Origin of the sequence: Bacillus sp. A01H (assembly GCF_045277205.1) — a bacterium.
Taxonomy (GTDB): domain Bacteria; phylum Bacillota; class Bacilli; order Bacillales; family Bacillaceae_G; genus Bacillus_A; species Bacillus_A paranthracis.
In genome coordinates, this window is the sequence record NZ_CP117702.1 from 1,442,592 (window position 1) to 1,461,966 (window position 19,375).

Here is a 19,375-nt window from a genome sequence, read left to right on the forward strand (position 1 = left end):
ATAGAAAAAAGAGTAGCAATTTTTGCTACTCTTTTTTTAGTATTGTCGCTGTACCTTCCACGACAATATCATCCGATTGATTATATATATTTGTTTGCAACGTAATGATTTTTTTATCGTCACGTTTTTTGATGACCTCTGCCACAACGCGAAGTGTATCGCCGATTTTGACAGGAGCGCGGAATGAAACGTTTTGAGATAAATAAATCGTATTTTTACCCGGGAGTTTCGTTCCAAGGATGGTAGAAATAAAACTTGAAACGAGCATACCATGAGCAATACGTTCTTTAAACATTGTCGTTTTTGCAAAAGAATCTAAAATATGAATAGGATTCACATCTCCAGTCAATTTTGCAAAATTGATAACGTCCTCATCCGTAATCGTTTTTGTAAGTGATGCTTGATCACCGACTTGAATCTCATCATAACGAAGCTCCGGGACGGTTTGTGCTTCTTGAAATGGATTCATTTTGTCCTCCTTCTTTTCCATATCGAAAAATGCTAGCCATCTTGATGTAGTAGGAGGAAGAAAGAGTTTTGTTTGTGCTGCAGTTAGCTCCCACATTTTTCTTACTTGATGGAAGTAAATAGATTTTTTGAGTTTTCCTCGAACTTTTTTGCGAGTTCCAACTGTTTTGTCTTGAAATCTTCCAAAAAACCTTCTAACTGTTTTTGAGCCTCTTCACGTTGTAATTGTTGTTGTTCAATAAATTGCTTCGTTGTTTCTTCAAATTGACCGCTTGTTTGAGTAAGGATAGACAAAGATGTTTTTGTAGGAGAAACAGTTAGCTGTTGCATATGAGCAGAAAGCTCTTTCCATTTGTCTTGCCACTCATTAATTTGATCATTTAAGGAGTTTCCAGTTAATTGCTTCACGTAATCTGTATACTGATTATTGAATTGAGTAGTAAATTGTTGCAGTTCTTTTTCTAGTTCATCTACTCCTGCTGTTAATTTATGCAAAGCATCTTGTTGTTGTTTTAATGTTTCTAAAGTAAGTTGCTCTAATTGTTTCCCAGCTGAAGAGAAAAGGGAAAGTGATTGAGACCAGTTTTTCCAAAATGCATCGACTAATTCGTATGGTTTAGTTTCCATTGTTTGACCCCCAAATGTTTTTTTACATATTGTGAACGCAGATTATTCTGCTGTATCACCAGGTGAAGATGAAGAATCTTTTTCATCCTTTTCTGGAGAAGTAGAAAATGGAAAGAATGCATTGGTGTATAACGTGAAAAACGTCCGCAACATATTTTGATAATGCTCAAAAGAAGTCGCACATGTTGTTAAATATTGCTCTCCATATTCAGTTAAAGAATAAATTCTTTTGGCTGGCCCTCCGTCGCTTGTGTCCCAAGTAGAAGAAATAAGGTTTTCTTTTTCTAATTTGCGTAGTGTTCTGTACACATTACCTTGGTCAACAGAAGAAAAGCCGATATCCATTAGCATTTGAATAAGTTTGTAACCATGAAGACTCCAGTCTTTAAGACAGAGAAGTAAGAAGGGAACTAAGAAGTTTTTTGGCATGGAGTTTGGTTGTTTTGCTTGGTTGTTCTCCAAACTTTCGCGTTGTTCTGGTTCATTATGTAGCATGATTGTGCATCACCTCATGAATCAGTTAGATGGAATTTTTTGCTTATAAGTGCAATTTACACCTATCTGTTTTTAAAGTCAATACATTTGTTAGAAAATAGAAAAAAATAAAATATAGACTTGAAGTTTTATTCAGAATATTAGAAAATAATGAATAGGTTGAATTGTTTCAAAAACGAAAAAGGGAGTGTAGGTAAAGTGATTGATCAAAAATTCGATCCACTACAAGCATGGAAAAATGCTTATGAACAAACCGAAACATTTTGGGGAAAAGCGCTCAATGAAACAATTAAAACAGAAGAATATTCTGCTTGGATGGGCAGCGTTCTAGATTTGAATTTGTTTTATCAAAAAGCATTAAATGATACGACAAAAAATTATTTAGAGCAGGTAAATGTGCCTACGAAAGAGGATATCGCTAGAGTGGCTACGCTTGTTATTAACTTAGAAAATAAAGTGGATAACATTGAGGAGTTTCTAGAAGATAAGGTAGAGTCAGTAGGACAAGCTCCTACATTAAAGCGCGATGTTACGAAAGTAAAACAAGATATTCGCACATTAGAAACGAAAGTTGATCAAATTTTAGAATTGCTAGAAAAGCAAAATGCAGTACTAGCAAAACTACAAGAACCTGTAAAAGAAGAAGTAAAACCTACGAATAAGCCAGAAAATAAAAAGTGATAATAGCGCTTGTTTATAACATATGAAAGAGAAAGGGAGAATCTCTTTTCTATGTATAAACAGCGAAACATAATTATATAGGGACTCCATAGTATGAGTACCAAAATGATTCATAATAGTCGTTCACAAATTCATTTAAGGGGGAAAAGAAATGGTTCAATTAAATGGCAAAGTAGCAATCGTAACAGGTGGGGCAAAAGGGATTGGAAAAGCAATCACAGTAGCGTTAGCACAAGAGGGCGCAAAAGTTGTTATTAACTATAACAGCAGTAAAGAAGCAGCTGAAAACTTAGTAAATGAACTAGGAAAAGAAGGACATGACGTTTATGCAGTTCAAGCAGATGTTTCTAAAGTAGAAGACGCAAACCGACTTGTAGAAGAAGCAGTGAATCATTTTGGTAAAGTTGATATTCTTGTTAATAATGCTGGTATTACAAGAGATCGTACATTCAAAAAGTTAAATCGTGAAGATTGGGAACGCGTAATTGACGTGAACTTAAGCAGTGTGTTTAATACGACAAGCGCGGTACTTCCATACATAACGGAAGCGGAAGAAGGTAGAATTATTAGCATTTCTTCTATTATTGGTCAAGCGGGTGGATTTGGACAAACAAACTACTCAGCAGCGAAAGCAGGTATGCTAGGATTTACAAAATCATTAGCATTAGAGCTTGCAAAAACAAATGTAACTGTAAACGCTATTTGCCCAGGGTTTATTGATACTGAAATGGTAGCAGAAGTACCAGAAGAAGTACGCCAAAAAATCGTTGCGAAAATCCCGAAAAAACGTTTTGGTCAAGCTGATGAAATTGCAAAAGGTGTAGTATACCTATGCCGTGACGGTGCTTATATCACAGGTCAGCAATTAAACATTAACGGCGGATTATATATGTAATGAAGTAAGAAAAAAGTGCATATCCATAGCAGGAATGCACTTCTTTTTTTAGAAGGAAATTGACCAAAAAGGAGATAGAAAAATGACTACATTCGCAACAGAATGGGAAAAGCAATTAGAGCTATACCCAGAAGAGTACCGAAAAGCATATCGCCGAGTGAAAAGGGCGAGTGAAATTTTATTACGTGAACCAGAGCCACAAGTAGGATTAACGCCGAAAGAGGTTATTTGGACGAAGAATAAGACGAAGCTTTATCGCTACATTCCAAAACAAGAAAAAACACAAAGAGTCCCAATTCTATTAATATATGCTCTTATTAATAAACCATATATTATGGATTTAACTCCTGGAAATAGTTTAGTGGAATATTTAGTGGACCGTGGTTTTGATGTGTATATGCTTGATTGGGGCACATTTGGTTTAGAAGATAGTCATTTGAAATTTGATGATTTTGTGTTTGATTATATTGCAAAAGCAGTGAAAAAAGTAATGCGAACTGCAAAATCGGACGAGATTTCTTTACTTGGTTATTGCATGGGGGGAACGCTAACTTCTATTTATGCGGCACTTCATCCGCACATGCCAATTCGTAACCTAATCTTTATGACAAGTCCTTTTGATTTCTCTGAAACAGGATTATATGGCCCTTTATTAGATGAGAAATACTTCAATCTAGATAAAGCGGTTGATACATTTGGAAATATTCCGCCAGAAATGATTGATTTCGGAAACAAAATGTTAAAACCAATTACGAACTTTGTTGGTCCATATGTTGCTTTAGTAGATCGTTCAGAGAATGAGCGCTTCGTTGAAAGCTGGAGGTTAGTTCAAAAGTGGGTTGGCGATGGCATTCCGTTCCCAGGTGAATCATACAGACAGTGGATTCGTGATTTTTATCAAAATAATAAATTGGTTAAGGGTGAACTTGTGATTCGCGGACAAAAGGTAGACCTTGCAAATATTAAGGCGAATGTCTTAAATATTTCAGGGAAACGTGATCATATCGCCCTGCCGTGCCAAGTAGAAGCGTTGCTAGATCATATTTCTAGCACAGATAAACAATATGTATGTTTACCAACGGGACATATGTCGATTGTTTACGGTGGAACAGCGGTAAAACAAACGTATCCGACGATTGGAGACTGGCTTGACGAGCGCTCTAAGTAAAAATAAAAAATCCAACTAGCATATGTTAGTTGGATTTTTTTATGTAAAATAACAAAACATAGAAAGGAGAAATTTATATTTTAGGAGTATAATTATGAAGCTTATGATTGGTAAGTTGTTTTGGGATACAGGAGCTTCTATGCCTTGTTATCCATCGTTAGAAAATGATATGATATGTGATGTGCTTGTAGTTGGAAGTGGCGAAGCGGGTGCTCAAATAGCGTATTCGTTAGCGAAAATGGGAATGTGCGTTACACTTATTGAAAAAAATATGATTTCATGTGGCAGCACAGCTGCTAATACAGGGTTATTACAATTTCTTCATGATAAATCGTTAACCTCACTTATCCATACATTTGGCGAAGAAAAAGGGGTGCGAGCATATAAGCTTTGTTACGAAGCGTTACGAACAATGGAGAAAGTTGTACCGACTCTCGATATCGATCCCCAGTTTATTCCGCGAAACAGTTTATATTATGCAAGTAAAAGTGAAGATGTCTCATTTTTACAAGAGGAATACAAAACGTTACAGAATTATGAGTTTCCAGTTGAGTATTTTACAGCATCTGATATTAAGGAACGGTATCCTTTTACAAAACAAGCGGCATTATATACACACGGTGATGCTGAGGTAAATCCGTATTTATTAGCGCATAGCCTTTTGCATAAAGCAAATCAAATGGGTGCTACTATATATGAACATACAGAGGCCATATATATAAAAAAACGTCAAAATGATTTAATTTGTTATACGAAAACAGGAAATCAAATTGTAGCAAAGAATATTATTATGGCGACGGGTTATGAAGCACTTTTTGGAAAGAAAGAAAAAAATACAATAGTAGAAACTTCTTATGCAATTGTAACAAATGAAATAGATCAGTTTGAAGGTTGGTATGAGCGATCATTAATTTGGGAAACAGCACGGCCGTATTTATATTTTCGAACGTATAAAAACCGTATTATTGTAGGCGGATTAGATGAAGCAATGCAAATTCAAACAATCGGTGATACGAAATTATTGCATAAGCGTGATGTCCTTATTAACATTATAAAAGAGATGTTCCCGCAGTATAAAGATATACAGGCAGACTACTATTGGGCGGCAGCATTTGGCGGTAGTCATGATGGTCTCCCTATTTTAAAAGAAGATAATAAGATACATAATTTATTTTATGCATTGCCATATGGAGGTAATGGAACTGTGTATGGAATGGTATTTGCTAAAATATTTGAGCAGTTATTTACAAATAAAGAAAGTAAAGATTTTTCTTTATTTAATCGATAGAAAAAAGGTAGCGAAGTGATGGAATGAGAGATATAAAAAAGTTTTTACAAAAATTACGCCCTGTACAACTCATTGTTCTGTTTTATTTATTAGCGGTAGTTGTATCGGTGATATTGCTTAGTTTACCGTTTGTTACGAAGCCTGGTGTCAAATGGACATTTATAGATGCACTTTTTACATCGGTTAGTGCGGTAAGTGTTACGGGCCTGTCTGTTGTTACGATTTCAGATACATTTACTACGGCAGGAATTATTATTTTAGCCCTTATTTTACAATTGGGCGGCTTAGGAATTATGGCGTTAGGTACATTCGTTTGGATTATAACAGGAAAAAAGATTGGTTTGCAGAGAAGAAGACTCATTATGGCAGACCATAATCAAGGGAATTTATCAGGTCTTGTAGAATTGATGCGTTCTATTTTAATTGTAATTATTTCAATAGAGCTTATTGGAGCGATATTATTAGGTACAAGATTCTTACTTTACTTTCCAACTTGGCAAGAAGCTTATTTTCACGGTTTTTTTGCAGCTGTTAGTGCAACTACGAACGGCGGATTTGATTTAACAGGACAATCGCTAATTCCGTATAAAAAAGATTACATTGTTCAAATGATTCATATGTTACTTATTATTTTAGGAGCAATCGGCTTCCCTGTATTAATGGAAGTGAAACAATTCCTTAGTAAAAGGAGACAGCAACTATTTCGTTTTTCGCTATTTACAAAATTGACGACAACAACATTTTTTGCGCTCGTGGTCGTTGGAACGATTATGATTTTTTTACTAGAACGAAATCATTTTTTAGCAGGAAAGTCATGGCATGAAACAGTTTTCTATACACTATTCCAATCTGTGACGACGCGAAGCGGGGGACTTGCTACAATGGATATACTTGAATTGTCACAACCGACGCTTTTATTTATGAGTATATTAATGTTTATAGGAGCATCTCCAAGTTCGGTTGGGGGCGGGATACGTACAACGACATTTGCTGTTAGTATATTGTCACTATACACTTTTGCAAGAGGCGGGAGAACGGTTAGAGTCTTCAAACGTCAGCTACATGAAGAGGACGTGCTGAAAGCATCTGTCGTTATGACAATGGGGATTTTATTATGTGCCACAGCACTATTTATTTTATCTATTACGGAAAATGTACCGCTTATGAGTTTAATTGTTGAAGTCTGTTCTGCTTTCGGGACGACAGGACTATCGACAGGTATTACGCCAGATTTAACAACTGTTGGTAAACTTGTACTCATTGTACTTATGTTTATCGGGCGTGTCGGTATTTTAACATTTATACTAGCTAGTGGCGGAAGAGAACAGCCACCTCGCTATAAATATCCGAAAGAGAGAATTATTATTGGATAGTATGAAACCATTCTACCTAACATAGGTAGAATGGTTTTTTAGTCATTAATGCCAAATTGCGGATGCATAAAAGTATCCTTCTTATTATCTCCTTCTTTTTTTAGTAACTCTTGATTTTCTTCTGAAATCCAACCAATATCATTTGTAGGATGGATCCATTCTTCTCCAGCCATAATGGCAGGATCTACATCATCACTCCAATTGTGAAGTGGACTGTTCTCGGAATCATATTTACTGTCTCCGATTACGACGTCATATTGATTTATGAAAGGTTGTTGCATCTTCTTTCCTGTTCCTTTAAAAGATGGGAAATTCATTTGATGCGGGAGCGTTTCATCTAAAATGGGTGACTGGATTTTATCTTTCTTCTTCAAAATAAGAGCTCCTTTTTATTATGATTTCTTCATATGTAGTATTTCCATCTAACAGTTCTTATGTACTTGTTAACACTTGCCAGTAATAATTATTTTAGCTCGCTTCAAACTAGAGTAGAAAGTGAATTTTTGAGAGCAGGTGAATGTATTGGTAAAAAGAAAAGTGAAACAAAATGCGGCAATCAACAATAATAAAACTCCGAAAGAAAGCTTACCAGATGCAGAATTTGCATTAGAGTATGAAGGAGAAAATAGCGCGAAGTATGCAAATCGTAATTCAAAAAAAGGTAAACAAAAGTGAGGCGTTTTTTACAAACGCCTCATTTTTTTGTGGGATTATAAAGGTTTTTTTAATTATTTGTAAATTTAGTGTTCATTATTAGCAGAAAAATGCGAAAAAACATAGAAGTAGCAACGTATTACACAAAAACAAACAACAAACAAAAGATTAATGTTGGTTTAATACTGCTTTTACACTAGTTGTTTATATTTGAGTTGTACATAAGATTTGTAAAAGGAGAGAGAGACAGTGAAAAAAACAATCTTTAAAGCTGTAGCAACTGGAATGGTATTTTCGTTATTAATGGGGTGTGGTGCAAAGAAAGAAGAAAGTGCTGGGGCAAAAGTAAAAGATGATAAATTATCTGGATCATTAACTGTTTACACAGCAATTGAAGAAGAACTTGTACCAATTTATCTTGATTCTTTTAAAAAGAAATATCCAGATGTGAAGCTGAATATTGTTCGTGATTCAACTGGAGTTATTACAGCAAAATTGCTAGCTGAAGGAAAAAATACACAAGCAGATGTTGTATGGGGAACTGCAGCTTCAAGTCTATTAGCTTTAGATAAAAAAGATATGTTAAAAGGATACTCTCCAAAAGGAGCGGATCGCGTTTTACCGCAATTTAAAGATGATAAACAACCAGAAAAATGGGTAGGAAATACTGCATTTATGACGGGGATTGCTATAAATAAAGAAGAATTAAAGAAGAAAAATTTACCGATGCCAGAATCATACGAAGACTTAACGAAACCAGAGTATAAAGGAACGCTTGTTATGCCGCATCCAGCATCTTCTGGAACAGGATTTTTAACAGTTTCTGCATGGTTACAAATTATGGGTGAAGATAAAGGCTGGGATTACATGAAGAAACTTCATGATAATATGGCAACTTATACTCATTCAGGTTCAAAACCAGCGAAATTAGCGGGGGCGGGTGAATATCCAGTTGGTGTATCGATGGTTTATAGTGCTTTGAAAGAGAAACAAAAAGGTGCACCAGTTGAAGTTGTATTGCCAAAAGAAGGATTAGGTTGGGAAGTAGAAGCGAACGCACTTATTAAAAAAGATAATGCAAAAAATGAAAAATTAGCGCAAGCATTTTTAGATTGGGCAATTACTGATGATGTAATGAAGTTATACTTCGAGAAAAATGGATTTGCGACAATTAAAAATGATTATAAACTTCCAGATGGATTCCCTAAAGATGTGACGGAAAAATTATACAAAAAGAATGACTTTAAGTGGGCAGCAGAAAATCGCGACAAAATTTTAGAAAAATGGGAAAAAGAGTTTGGCCAAAAAGCAGAACCGAAAAAGTAAGTGAGTGGGAGAGAGAAAAAATGAGCGAATATTTATCAATTCAACACATTCAAAAACAGTTTGATGCATTTACAGCGTTAAAAGATATTTCTTTTACTGTGAAAAAAAATGAGTTTGTATGTTTATTAGGCCCAAGTGGCTGTGGGAAAACAACATTGCTTCGAATTTTAGCAGGGCTAGAAGAGGCGACAACAGGCAGTATAGCTGTGAATGGAAAAGATATTACAGCATTACCTCCTGGAAAGAGAAATTTCGGAATGGTGTTTCAATCATATGCATTATTTCCGAATTTAACAGCACTTGAAAACATTGAATACGGCTTAAAGACGAAAAAGTATGGAAAAGCAGAAGTAAAAGAGAAGGCGCTATCGGCGTTAGAACTAGTTGATTTACTGAATGTAAAAGATAAATATCCTGCTCAAATGTCTGGTGGACAACAGCAGCGAGTAGCACTTGCACGTGCGCTCGCTCTGTCTCCGGATATTTTGTTACTCGATGAGCCGTTATCTGCTTTAGATGCAAAAGTACGTGAAAAGTTACGTAGAGAAATGCGTGATTTGCAAGAAAAAGTAGGAGTAACAACTATTATGGTCACGCATGATCAAGAAGAGGCATTAACGATGGCTGATAAAATTGTTGTAATGAATCATGCGGAAATTATGCAGATTGGAACACCAGAGGAGATTTATCAAAGACCAGCCAATCCGTTTGTGGCAGATTTTATTGGTTCTATTAATTTCTTTTCGAAAAATAATGAAGAACATGCAATTCGTCCTGAACATGTAACGATTGTACAAAATGATGGTATTAAAACGGTTGTGGAAAGTATGGAATTTCGTGGATCTGTATACCGGACAGAAGTGCGAGTTATAGATGAAAAAACACATCTATATAATGAGAAAATCGTTGTAGATATATTGGCATCAGAAGTAGAAAAAACAGCTATTAGGAAAGGAAATCCGATTCAAATCTCTTTCTCAGAAAATCATATGTTGTCATATGGAAAGAAGGTTGTTGTATAGATGGAGATGTTAGAAGACTTAAAGGTAGAAAGTACGAAAAAAAAGATTAAGAGACGTATCGGTAAAGAAGAATGGATACAAAGACTATTAATTATTGGTATGATTCTTGCTTTTTTGATTATGCTTGTATTACCACTATTACAATTGTTTACACAAGCTTTTTATGATAAAGATGGAGCTTTCATTGGTGTTGCGAATTTCAGTAAATATTTCACAACCCCAACATTAGTTCAATCATTACAAAATACGATATGGATTTCGGGCGCGACAACAATTATTGCAGTGACACTTGCTTTCGCTTACGCCTATGCGATCGCTCGTACGAATGTATTTGGCAAGCGTGTATTTCAATATGTCGCGTTGTTACCATTATTCGCACCAACGATGATGCATGGTATCGCACTGACATATTTATTTGGTAATCAAGGATTAGTAACGAAAGGGATGTTTGGTTTATTTGAAGGTATACAAATCCCTTTATATGGACCAGTAGGAATTGTAATGGCTGAAGTCATGTATACATTTCCGCAAGCATTTCTTATATTATTAATTGCTTTCCAAGGTTCTGATTATCGTTTATATGAAGCTTCTAATATGTTGGGAGCGAGTAAAACAAAGCAATTTCTCACTGTTACTTTACCTAGTGTAAAGTATGGATTAATTAGTGCGATGTTTGTTGTGTTTACACTTAGTTTTACTGATTTTGGCGCACCAAAAATTGTTGGTGGGCAATATAATGTACTTGCTACTGATGTATACAAACAAGTAATTGGACAACAAAATATGCCGATGGGTGCAACTGTCGGAATGATTTTATTAATTCCAGCTATATTTGCATTTGCAGTTGATCGCATTACGCAAAGAAAGCAGGCAAATTTCTTATCTTCCAAAGCAGTGCCATATAGAATAACGGCTAATAAGAAAAGAGATGTAGTCTCATTCATATATTGTAGTGTGATTACACTTATGATTATTCTTTTATTTGTGGCGGTTGGTATTGCTGCAAGTGTGAAAGTATGGCCATATAATATGAGTTTTACATTTGAGCATTTTAATTTTTCGAGTTTAACAGGTGATGGACTTGAAGCATTTAAAAATAGTGTGATTGTCTCAGCAGTTACAGCAGTTATTGGGGCAATTTTAACATTTATGTTCGCATATGCGATTGAGAAAATAGATCAGCTAAAGTTTTTCCGAAAAACAGGCTACTTTTTCTCGATTGTCCCTTTAGCAATCCCAGGTTTAGTACTTGGATTGGGATACGTCTTTTTCTTTAGTCAACCAACGATTCAAATACTTGGACTTTCAGTAACGAATCCGTTTCATTCTTTATACGGAACAATTGCTGTGCTAGTACTAGTAAACATCATTCATTTTTATTCTGTAACATTCGTTACCGCAACGACTGCTTTAAAGAAATTAGACCGAGAGTTTGAGCTTGTTTCGCAGTCGATGGGCATTCCGTTTTATAAAACATTCTTTAGAGTAACAGTACCGATGTGTTTACCAGCAATTTTAGAAATGGTCATGTACTATTTCGTCAATTCGATGGTAACTGTGTCAGCGGTTGTATTCTTATACGCAGCTGATTTTAAACTAGCTGCCGTATCAATCGTAAATATGGATGATGCAGGAAATGTAGCGCCAGCAGCTGCAATGAGTGTACTTATTGTTGTTACAAATATTGTAGTAAGAGTTGTATATGAATGGGGAACGAAAGCACTTCGTAACCGAACGTCACAATGGCAAAAAAGATAAGTGAGAAGGGTGATGGATTGAATGAAAATAGAAGCAGTTATTTTTGATTGGGCAGGTACGACAGTTGATTACGGATGTTTTGCACCACTGGAAGTATTCATAAAAATTTTTCGTAAACGTGGTGTTAAAATTACAGATGAAGAAGCCCGTAAACCGATGGGATTATTAAAGATCGATCATGTAAGGGCACTAACAGAAATGCCTCGTATTGCGAATGAGTGGGAGCGTGTTTTCGGACATTTACCAACAGAAGCAGACATTCACGAGATGTATGAAGAGTTTGAAGAAATACTCTTTACTATTTTGCCACACTATGCCACGCCAATTGATGGGGTGAAAGAAGTGGTTGCTTCATTACGTAAAAGAGGCCTTAAAATTGGCTCAACAACTGGTTATACGAGAGAAATGATGGACATCGTTGCAAAAGAAGCAGAAATACAAGGATATAAACCTGATGTTCTTGTGACGCCAGATGATGTTTCAGCAGGCCGTCCGTACCCTTGGATGTGTTATAAAAATGCGATGGAACTTGGTGTGTATCCGATGAATCATATGATAAAAGTCGGGGACACAGTGTCAGATATGAAAGAGGGCAGAAATGCTGGTATGTGGACTGTGGGTGTAATTCTCGGTAGTAGTGAGCTCGGCTTAAGCGAGTGGGCAGCTGAAACTATGGATCCGGTAGAACTTCGTGAAAAAATGGAAGTAGTTCGAAAGCGTTTCGTTGAAAACGGGGCTCATTTTACAATTGAAACGATGCAGGGACTCGAAAACGTAATTGAACAAATCGAGAAACAAGAATTTATTATTTCATAAAAGGGGAATAGGATCATGACTGAAAATCACTACTTATTATTAACGCCAGGACCATTAACGACAACAAAAACAGTAAAAGAAGTTATGCTATACGATTGGTGTACGTGGGATGTTGAATATAACATGATGGTGCAACAGGTAAGAGCTAAACTTGTATCGTTAGCAACGAAGGAAGAAGAGAGATATACAACAGTATTAATGCAAGGAAGCGGTACGTTTTCAGTTGAAGCAGTAATCGGTTCTGTCATTCCAAAAAACGGAAAGCTGCTTGTTTGTACAAATGGTGCGTATGGTAAGCGAATTGTACAAATGGCAGAGATGTTACATATAGATGTGGTGGTCAGTCAAACAGAAGAGTGGGAGCCTACTAATATTGTAGAAGTAGAAAAGATATTACAACAAGATAAAGAGATTACACATATTGCAGTTGTTCATTGTGAAACAACAACAGGTATTATCAATCCAATTGTAGATGTATGTAAATTAGGGAAGCAATACGGAAAAGTAACACTAGTTGATGCAATGAGTAGTTTTGGTGGTATTGAAATAGATATCGCTGAGTTGCAAATTGACTTTCTAATTAGTAGTGCGAATAAATGTATTCAAGGGGTTCCAGGGTTCGGATTTGTTATTGCAAAGCGCGATGAATTGTTGAAATGTAAAGGGCAGGCACGTTCATTATCTTTAGATTTATACGATCAATGGGAAACGATGGAAAATCAAAATGGAAAATGGCGTTTTACATCACCTACACATGTTGTACACGCTTTTTATCAAGCACTACTTGAATTAGAAGAAGAGGGCGGAGTAAAAGCACGTTACAATCGATATGATAACAATCAAAAACTATTAGTGAATCGAATGAGAGAAATCGGATTTAAGCCACTAGTAGATGAAAAATATCAATCGCCTATTATTACATCTTTCATTTATCCAGAAGAATGGTTTGATTTTGATCAATTATACAATGAATTAAAGCGTGATGGATTTGTTATATATCCAGGTAAAATTTCAAAAGTAGATACATTCCGCATTGGAAATATCGGTGATGTACATGAGGCAGATATTCATCGCTTAGTTGATAGTATCGCTAAAGGAGTTGTTATAGGTTGAAAGTATTTTGCTTAGGTGGAGCAGGTAAAATTTGTCGTGAGGCAATTTTAGATTTAGTGCAATTTTCATCTTTTGAGACGATTACAGTAGCAGATTTTAACGAAGAAGAGGGGCTTAAAGTAGTAGAATGGCTCAACGATCCTCGCGTTGATTTTGTGAAAGTAGATGTAACGAATCATGAGGATACGGTTGCAAAAATGAAGGGCTATGACATTGTAATGGATGGTACAACAATTAAGTTAAATGGATTATCTACTCGATGTATTGCAGAAGCAGGTTGTCACGGTGTGAATTTAAATGGATTTGGTGAAGAAAATGATTCGCATTCTATATTTGTTCAAAACGGAAAAACATGTTTACCTGGGTTTGGTATGACGCCAGGTGTAACGCAAATGATGGCGATGCATGCAGCAAATCAGTTACATACTGTAGAGTCAGTTCGTGTAAGTCATGGTTCGTATCGTCCTATTGCTTTTTCTGCATCCATTACAGAAACAACGACATATGAATATGATCCACATTTGCCATCGCGTACAGTGTATGAAGATGGTGAGTTTAAGCAAGTGCCTCCGTTTGCGCGTCCAAGAGAAATTGAATTACCGGCGCCTTATGGTAAGACAACGCAGTATATCATACCGCATTCTGAAACGATTACGTTAGCAAAAGCATTAGAAAATAAAGGCGTTAAACTAATAGAGACGAGAGGAACTTGGCCAAAGCAAAATATGCAGCTCGTACGTGCATTGTATGATTACGGTATATTGCGTAATGATCCAGTTGAAATAAATGGAAAAGAAATCGGCATAATGGATTGTATTGCGAAGTATTTATTGCAATCGAAAGAAGGACAAGAAACAGAGATTTACGGTTATGCACTTCATGTAGAAGTAATAGGTATGAAAAATAATGAGAAACAAAGACGTGTATTATATCATACACACCCGTTATCTGATGGATCTGTTGTAGGATGGGAAAAATTAAGAGCTTATACGAGAAACGTCGGTATTCCATTTGGGATTGCTACAGAGCTAATCGCAAATGGGAATGTAAATAAAGTTGGTGTTGTGACACCCGAGGAAGCTTTTGTCAAACCACAAATTATTTTTGATGAACTAAAAAAGCGTGGTATTCATATTCACGAGGAAGTTTTCGTTGAAAAGGAAAGTTATAACTTTGTATAAGTAAGGCAGTGTATGAGGTAGAAATCAATGGGGTGAGGTTATGTCTGTAGTAGGTGAAGAAAGAAAGCGAACCATTCTTGAGAAGGTAGAGTTTAAAGGGAAGGTAAAAGTTTCAGAATTAGCGAGAGAGTTTGCTGTATCAACAGAGACGATTCGTCGTTATTTAGAAGAATTGGATCGTGAAAAGAAGTTGAAGAAAGTGTATGGTGGAGCCGTCCAACTTCCGGGAGCTGGAATAGAGGCACCAATGTTAGAACGAGAGATGCTACATATAGAAGAGAAGAAGCGAATTGGGTATAAAGCAGCAACATTTGTAGAAGATGGAGATGTGATTGCGATTGATGACGGAAGTACACCACTTCAAATGGTACCATATCTTGTACATCGCAAAAATTTAACGATTGTAACAAGTTCATTTCCAGTAGCGACACAATTAATTTCTTCTATTAATAAAAAGATGTTTCACGGTGAAGTTTTATTTATTGGTGGAAAAGTATCTCCAAAACATTCACGCGTATCAGGATCTATTTCGCAGCAAGTTATCCAGCAATTTCATTTTCATAAAGCATTTGTTTCGATTGATGGATTATTACCTGGTTTTGGAGTTTCTAGTTTTGAATTAGAAAAGGCGAAACTGTCAGAAGCGATGATGAAATTAGCAGAGAAAACATATATTTTATGTGATCATACAAAGGTAGGTGTAAAAGGAAATTACCGAATAGCAGCGTTTTCGCGCATTCAACATGTAATTTGTGATAAGAAAATGCCCTATAGTTTTGAAGAGGAAGTTAAAAGGCATAATATTCAATGGACAATTTGTTAAATACGTAGAACTCCCACCTGATTGTGAGGTGGGAGTTTTACTGCCTGCAAATAGCGGGATAAAAGATTTGTATTTATGCAAAAAAAGTGGACACATTTTCCCATCTCTTTCATATAATTTACCAATACAAAAAAAGTTGGTCGAAGGAAAGAAGGGGAAGTATGTCAGAACGGATATATAATAAACTTGTATTGTATGCAAATATTTTGCAAAAAATTGGTGTCATCAATGAGAAGGAGAAAAATGAAATTCTTCATACGATAGGTAAAAAAGCTCTTTGAATAAAGGGCTTTTTTATTTTTTGCCTTTAAAAATATAAATTTAATGTAATATTCTCGTTGACATCGATAATGATATTCATTATCATTTATTTATGAGTAATTGATAATGTTTATCAATTATAAAGATTATATATGATAGGGGATATTATTTTGAAAAAAAATTATATGAAGGCGCTAGTAGTAGCGACAACATTAGCAATTCCATTTGCTGCATACTCTACTCCAGCGTTAGCAGCAATAAAAATTGAAGCAAACCAATCGGTAGCGGCAGCTAGTGAACGTACATACGATACTGAGATTAAAATATATAAGGATCAAAAAGACGAGCCATCTATGGTTTCTCAATATATAAAAAATCCTAAAGTAACGATTGCGGATGGGAAAAAAATTGTAACTGTAACAATGCAAGATAGCGATTATTTTCAATACCTTAGAATAGAGGATAAAAACCAACCTGGCGTATTTCATGATGTGAAAGTTTTGTCAGAAGATAAGAGGAAGAATGGAACGAAAGTAGTTCAATTTGAAATTGGCGAGTTTGAGAAGAAGCACAATATGCAAATGCATATACTTATTCCGGCTATTGGATATGATCACAAATATCAAGTTCAATTTGAAATTAAAGATCCAACTGTAGGTGACAAAGAAACAGAGAAACGAGATGATAACTCTAATTCAGGCAATATGGAGACGGATCATCCAGTTGATAATCAAAATATGATAACAGATAATAAATTAAGAGAGCTTGTTAATAAAAAGGTATTTAATAGAAAAGATTTAAATACACCAATCACGAAAGAAGAGTTATTACAAGTAAAGGACTTGTTTTTAAATACGAATGAGATACTGGATTATAGTGCATTAAAATATATGCCAAATTTAAAATCTTTAACAGTTGCGAATGCGAAGATAAAAGATCCATCATTCTTTACGAGCTTAAAACAATTGAAACATTTAGCTTTACGTGGTAATGAATTTTCAGATGTAACAACACTTGTTAAGATGGATAATTTAGATTCTCTTGATTTAAGTAATAATAAAATTACGAACGTTGCACCACTAATTGAGATGAAAAATGTAAAAAGTTTATATTTATCAGGTAACCAAATAGAAGATGTAACAGCATTAGCGAAAATGGAACAACTAGATTACTTGAATTTAGCAAATAATAAAATTACGAATGTTGCGCCATTAAGCGCGTTGAAAAATGTAACATATTTAACTTTAGCAGGTAATCAAATTGAAGATATTAAACCGTTATATTCATTACCTTTAAAAGACTTAGTATTAACACGTAATAAAGTAAAAGATTTATCCGGTATTGAGCAAATGAAGCAATTAGAAGAATTGTGGATCGGGAAAAATGAAATAAAAGATGTTACTCCTCTAAGTAAGATGACCCAGTTAAAACAATTACACTTACCTAACAATGAGTTAAAGGATATTACTCCATTATCAAGTCTAGTAAACTTACAAAAGCTTGATTTAGAAGCGAATTATATTTCAGACTTAACACCAGCTAGCAATTTGAAAAAGTTAGTATTCTTAAGTTTTGTTGCAAATGAAATTCGTGATGTTCGACCAGTTATAGAACTAAGTAAAACAGCCTATATCAATGTTCAAAATCAAAAAGTATTTTTAGAGGAAACAGAAGTAAATAAAGAAGTAAAAGTACCTATATACGAGAAAGATGGTAAAATCTCTACAAAAGTTCGTTTAAAGAGCGAAGGTGGTACGTATAGTAATGATGCAGTTAAGTGGAGTACACCGGGTGAGAAAGTATATGAATTTGGTGTAAAAGATCCATTTGCGGATACAGGAATCTTCTTCACAGGATCTGTGATTCAAAATGTGGTAGAAAGTAAAGAAGATAACACTTCTAAAGAAGACAATAATTCTAAAGAAGATGAAAAAGTAGGAGTAGTAGAATTTAAAGATGTACCAAAAGGACATTGGTCAGAGGAAGCAATTCATTATTTAGCGAAAGAAAATATTTTTAAGGGATATGGAAATGGACAATTTGGATTTGGGGATCGTATTACTCGTGGACAAGTTGCGTCTTTAGTACAAAGGTATTTGAAATTAGAACATAAAGTAGAGCAGAAAGAGAGATTTACAGATACGAAAGGACATATGTTTGAGCAAGATATTGCTACAGTTGCGCAAGCTGGAATTATGCAAGGAGATGGTACTGGGGAGTTTCGTCCAGATGGAGTATTAACTCGATACGAAATGTCTGTAGTATTATATAAAGTATTTCAGCTAAAAGAAGATGAAAATAATAAAGTGAACTTTAATGATGTACCAACTGGTCATTGGGCAGAAGAATATGTGAAAGCGTTAGCGGACAATAACATATCAAAAGGTGATGGAAAAGGAAACTTTTTAGGTGATGATTTTGTAACACGTGAACAATATGCACAGTTCTTATATAACGCAATGACGAAATAAAAGATGAGAAAATACGTTATTCTTTGATTGAAAAAGAATAACGTATTTTTTATGTATAAAATGAAATAGTCAAGATACATGAGTATAGACATATGAATAGCCCTTTTTAAAGAAGAGACGTGAAACTATATTGACAAAAAGGCGTTCTCATGTGATAATTCAATTAAATTTTTAGAATAATCAAAAAATACTCCTTTTACATAGAAAGGATTCGAACATTATATGAATATTACGCCGGGGGTGACGAAATGTTATTTTTTCTAAAGAAATGGAATGAATTAAAAGATGTGAAATCTGAACTAGCACTTCGTGATTGGTTTTATGGTACAAAAATTAGCTTATCACTTTGTACGTCAAAAGAGCCGTTAACTTTTTTAGTAAACGTTGAAGGAAGAGATAAAGGGTTATTTTCAGAAGAAGATTTTATTGTTGTAAACTGTATGTGTGAACCAGTATTTGAAAATGAAGAAAAACCAGCTGCGGAATCATTTATGCATGCAGATATTTATAAAAAAAGTAGTGCAGAATGTATTTTACAAGTACAGACTGTAGATAGTCATTTAATATCAGAGTTGTATGGAGAAAAAGGGGAAGTAACATTCGATAAACGTAGCGTGGAACGTGTTTTTGGAAAAGAAGGTATAACAGAAATGACAATTCCCATTGTAGAAGATGAGAAAAAATTCGCAGATTTATTAGAGAATAATGTGCCGAATTTTATTGAAGGTGGAGGAGTAGTTCTCGTTCATAATTATGGCATGATTGTGTGGGGAAAAACTCCAGAATACGCGAAAAAATGGTTGGAGGGTATAGAATATTTAATGAACTACCATGTAAAATTGTTAATGATAAAAGGTGCAAAGAGCTCTGTTATATGAAATGTTTGTGATGTCGTTACAAGTCAATAAGTAAATGAAAGCGTTTTAAAAATAATTTTACTCATAAAATATAGGTC

Annotated in this window: 19 protein-coding genes; 15 read left to right on the forward strand and 4 right to left on the reverse strand. The window is 35.0% G+C overall.

All coding sequences use genetic code 11. The features are described from left to right. Positions 1-25 precede the first annotated feature (25 nt). The 3 genes from PSR14_RS07655 to phaQ all read right to left on the reverse strand — a co-directional run bounded on the left by PSR14_RS07655 (position 26) and on the right by phaQ (position 1,590). On the reverse strand, positions 26-469 hold the full coding sequence (locus PSR14_RS07655; RefSeq protein ID WP_001067916.1) for a MaoC family dehydratase: 444 nt from the start codon (positions 467-469) through the stop codon (positions 26-28). Between the two features lie 101 nt (positions 470-570). Further along, entirely contained in the window at positions 571-1,095 is a 525-nt protein-coding gene (gene phaP, locus PSR14_RS07660; protein ID WP_000448576.1) for a polyhydroxyalkanoic acid inclusion protein PhaP, read from the reverse strand. A gap of 42 nt (positions 1,096-1,137) precedes the next feature. Beyond that, on the reverse strand, positions 1,138-1,590 hold the full coding sequence (gene phaQ, locus PSR14_RS07665) for a poly-beta-hydroxybutyrate-responsive repressor (protein ID WP_000903020.1): 453 nt from the start codon (positions 1,588-1,590) through the stop codon (positions 1,138-1,140). Positions 1,591-1,788: 198 nt separating this feature from the next. On the opposite strand from phaQ, the gene phaR reads away from it, so the two are divergent. The 5 genes from phaR to PSR14_RS07690 all read left to right on the forward strand — a co-directional run bounded on the left by phaR (position 1,789) and on the right by PSR14_RS07690 (position 6,995). Further along, entirely contained in the window at positions 1,789-2,271 is a 483-nt protein-coding gene (gene phaR / locus PSR14_RS07670) for a polyhydroxyalkanoic acid synthase subunit PhaR (RefSeq protein WP_000566940.1), read from the forward strand. A gap of 151 nt (positions 2,272-2,422) precedes the next feature. Then, complete coding sequence (locus tag PSR14_RS07675) at positions 2,423-3,166, forward strand: acetoacetyl-CoA reductase (protein WP_000250412.1); 744 nt, start codon at positions 2,423-2,425, stop codon at positions 3,164-3,166. 82 nt (positions 3,167-3,248) lie between these two features. Further along, positions 3,249-4,334 carry a class III poly(R)-hydroxyalkanoic acid synthase subunit PhaC gene (gene phaC, locus PSR14_RS07680; RefSeq protein ID WP_000206335.1) on the forward strand — a complete coding sequence of 362 codons (1,086 nt, stop codon included), beginning with the start codon at positions 3,249-3,251 and terminating at the stop codon, positions 4,332-4,334. A 94-nt stretch (positions 4,335-4,428) separates the two neighbouring features. Then, positions 4,429-5,622 (forward strand): FAD-binding oxidoreductase, encoded by a 1,194-nt coding sequence (locus tag PSR14_RS07685; protein ID WP_000772473.1) that lies wholly within the window; start codon positions 4,429-4,431, stop codon positions 5,620-5,622. Between the two features lie 23 nt (positions 5,623-5,645). Continuing rightward, complete coding sequence (locus PSR14_RS07690; protein WP_001204709.1) at positions 5,646-6,995, forward strand: TrkH family potassium uptake protein; 1,350 nt, start codon at positions 5,646-5,648, stop codon at positions 6,993-6,995. A 38-nt stretch (positions 6,996-7,033) separates the two neighbouring features. Here PSR14_RS07690 and PSR14_RS07695 read toward each other — a convergent pair whose 3' ends face one another. Continuing rightward, a complete protein-coding gene (locus PSR14_RS07695) occupies positions 7,034-7,369 on the reverse strand; it encodes a DUF3905 domain-containing protein (protein WP_000725962.1) in 336 nt (111 codons plus the stop codon). 148 nt (positions 7,370-7,517) lie between these two features. Here PSR14_RS07695 and PSR14_RS07700 point away from each other — a divergent pair, with 148 nt between their 5' ends. From PSR14_RS07700 to PSR14_RS07745, 10 genes are all read left to right on the forward strand, one after another. Further along, complete coding sequence (locus PSR14_RS07700) at positions 7,518-7,670, forward strand: hypothetical protein (RefSeq protein WP_000240799.1); 153 nt, start codon at positions 7,518-7,520, stop codon at positions 7,668-7,670. A 228-nt stretch (positions 7,671-7,898) separates the two neighbouring features. Beyond that, positions 7,899-8,975: a putative 2-aminoethylphosphonate ABC transporter substrate-binding protein gene (locus PSR14_RS07705; protein WP_000750887.1), complete on the forward strand. Its 1,077-nt coding sequence runs from the start codon at positions 7,899-7,901 to the stop codon at positions 8,973-8,975. Positions 8,976-8,995: 20 nt separating this feature from the next. Then, positions 8,996-9,997 (forward strand): putative 2-aminoethylphosphonate ABC transporter ATP-binding protein, encoded by a 1,002-nt coding sequence (locus tag PSR14_RS07710; RefSeq protein WP_000006183.1) that lies wholly within the window; start codon positions 8,996-8,998, stop codon positions 9,995-9,997. Beyond that, complete coding sequence (locus PSR14_RS07715; RefSeq protein WP_000425420.1) at positions 9,998-11,755, forward strand: putative 2-aminoethylphosphonate ABC transporter permease subunit; 1,758 nt, start codon at positions 9,998-10,000, stop codon at positions 11,753-11,755. A gap of 21 nt (positions 11,756-11,776) precedes the next feature. Then, positions 11,777-12,571 (forward strand): phosphonoacetaldehyde hydrolase, encoded by a 795-nt coding sequence (phnX, locus tag PSR14_RS07720; protein WP_000687359.1) that lies wholly within the window; start codon positions 11,777-11,779, stop codon positions 12,569-12,571. Positions 12,572-12,586: 15 nt separating this feature from the next. Further along, a complete protein-coding gene (gene phnW / locus PSR14_RS07725) occupies positions 12,587-13,684 on the forward strand; it encodes a 2-aminoethylphosphonate--pyruvate transaminase (RefSeq protein ID WP_000138244.1) in 1,098 nt (365 codons plus the stop codon). Continuing rightward, positions 13,681-14,865, forward strand: a complete 1,185-nt coding sequence (locus PSR14_RS07730; protein ID WP_000862149.1) for a saccharopine dehydrogenase family protein — start codon at positions 13,681-13,683, stop codon at positions 14,863-14,865. The genes phnW and PSR14_RS07730 overlap by 4 nt, the downstream gene beginning before the upstream one ends. A gap of 40 nt (positions 14,866-14,905) precedes the next feature. Then, positions 14,906-15,688, forward strand: a complete 783-nt coding sequence (locus PSR14_RS07735) for a DeoR/GlpR family DNA-binding transcription regulator (protein ID WP_000117662.1) — start codon at positions 14,906-14,908, stop codon at positions 15,686-15,688. A 413-nt stretch (positions 15,689-16,101) separates the two neighbouring features. Next, positions 16,102-18,420, forward strand: a complete 2,319-nt coding sequence (locus tag PSR14_RS07740) for an NEAT domain-containing leucine-rich repeat protein (protein ID WP_074604387.1) — start codon at positions 16,102-16,104, stop codon at positions 18,418-18,420. Positions 18,421-18,668: 248 nt separating this feature from the next. Next, positions 18,669-19,298, forward strand: coding sequence for a class II aldolase/adducin family protein (locus tag PSR14_RS07745; RefSeq protein ID WP_000895995.1), 630 nt, complete (start codon positions 18,669-18,671; stop codon positions 19,296-19,298). The last annotated feature ends 77 nt before the right edge of the window (positions 19,299-19,375 follow it).

Coding starts and splice junctions, on each gene's coding strand:
- PSR14_RS07655 (WP_001067916.1), bottom strand. CDS start 469: ATGAATCCATTTCAAGAAGCACAAACCGTCCCGGAGCTTCGTTATGAT.
- PSR14_RS07710 (WP_000006183.1), top strand. CDS start 8,996: ATGAGCGAATATTTATCAATTCAACACATTCAAAAACAGTTTGATGCA.
- PSR14_RS07740 (WP_074604387.1), top strand. CDS start 16,102: ATGATAGGGGATATTATTTTGAAAAAAAATTATATGAAGGCGCTAGTA.
- phnW (WP_000138244.1), top strand. CDS start 12,587: ATGACTGAAAATCACTACTTATTATTAACGCCAGGACCATTAACGACA.
- phaP (WP_000448576.1), bottom strand. CDS start 1,095: ATGGAAACTAAACCATACGAATTAGTCGATGCATTTTGGAAAAACTGG.
- PSR14_RS07685 (WP_000772473.1), top strand. CDS start 4,429: ATGAAGCTTATGATTGGTAAGTTGTTTTGGGATACAGGAGCTTCTATG.
- PSR14_RS07745 (WP_000895995.1), top strand. CDS start 18,669: ATGTTATTTTTTCTAAAGAAATGGAATGAATTAAAAGATGTGAAATCT.
- PSR14_RS07735 (WP_000117662.1), top strand. CDS start 14,906: ATGTCTGTAGTAGGTGAAGAAAGAAAGCGAACCATTCTTGAGAAGGTA.
- phnX (WP_000687359.1), top strand. CDS start 11,777: ATGAAAATAGAAGCAGTTATTTTTGATTGGGCAGGTACGACAGTTGAT.
- phaC (WP_000206335.1), top strand. CDS start 3,249: ATGACTACATTCGCAACAGAATGGGAAAAGCAATTAGAGCTATACCCA.
- PSR14_RS07675 (WP_000250412.1), top strand. CDS start 2,423: ATGGTTCAATTAAATGGCAAAGTAGCAATCGTAACAGGTGGGGCAAAA.
- PSR14_RS07715 (WP_000425420.1), top strand. CDS start 9,998: ATGGAGATGTTAGAAGACTTAAAGGTAGAAAGTACGAAAAAAAAGATT.
- phaQ (WP_000903020.1), bottom strand. CDS start 1,590: ATGCTACATAATGAACCAGAACAACGCGAAAGTTTGGAGAACAACCAA.
- PSR14_RS07690 (WP_001204709.1), top strand. CDS start 5,646: ATGAGAGATATAAAAAAGTTTTTACAAAAATTACGCCCTGTACAACTC.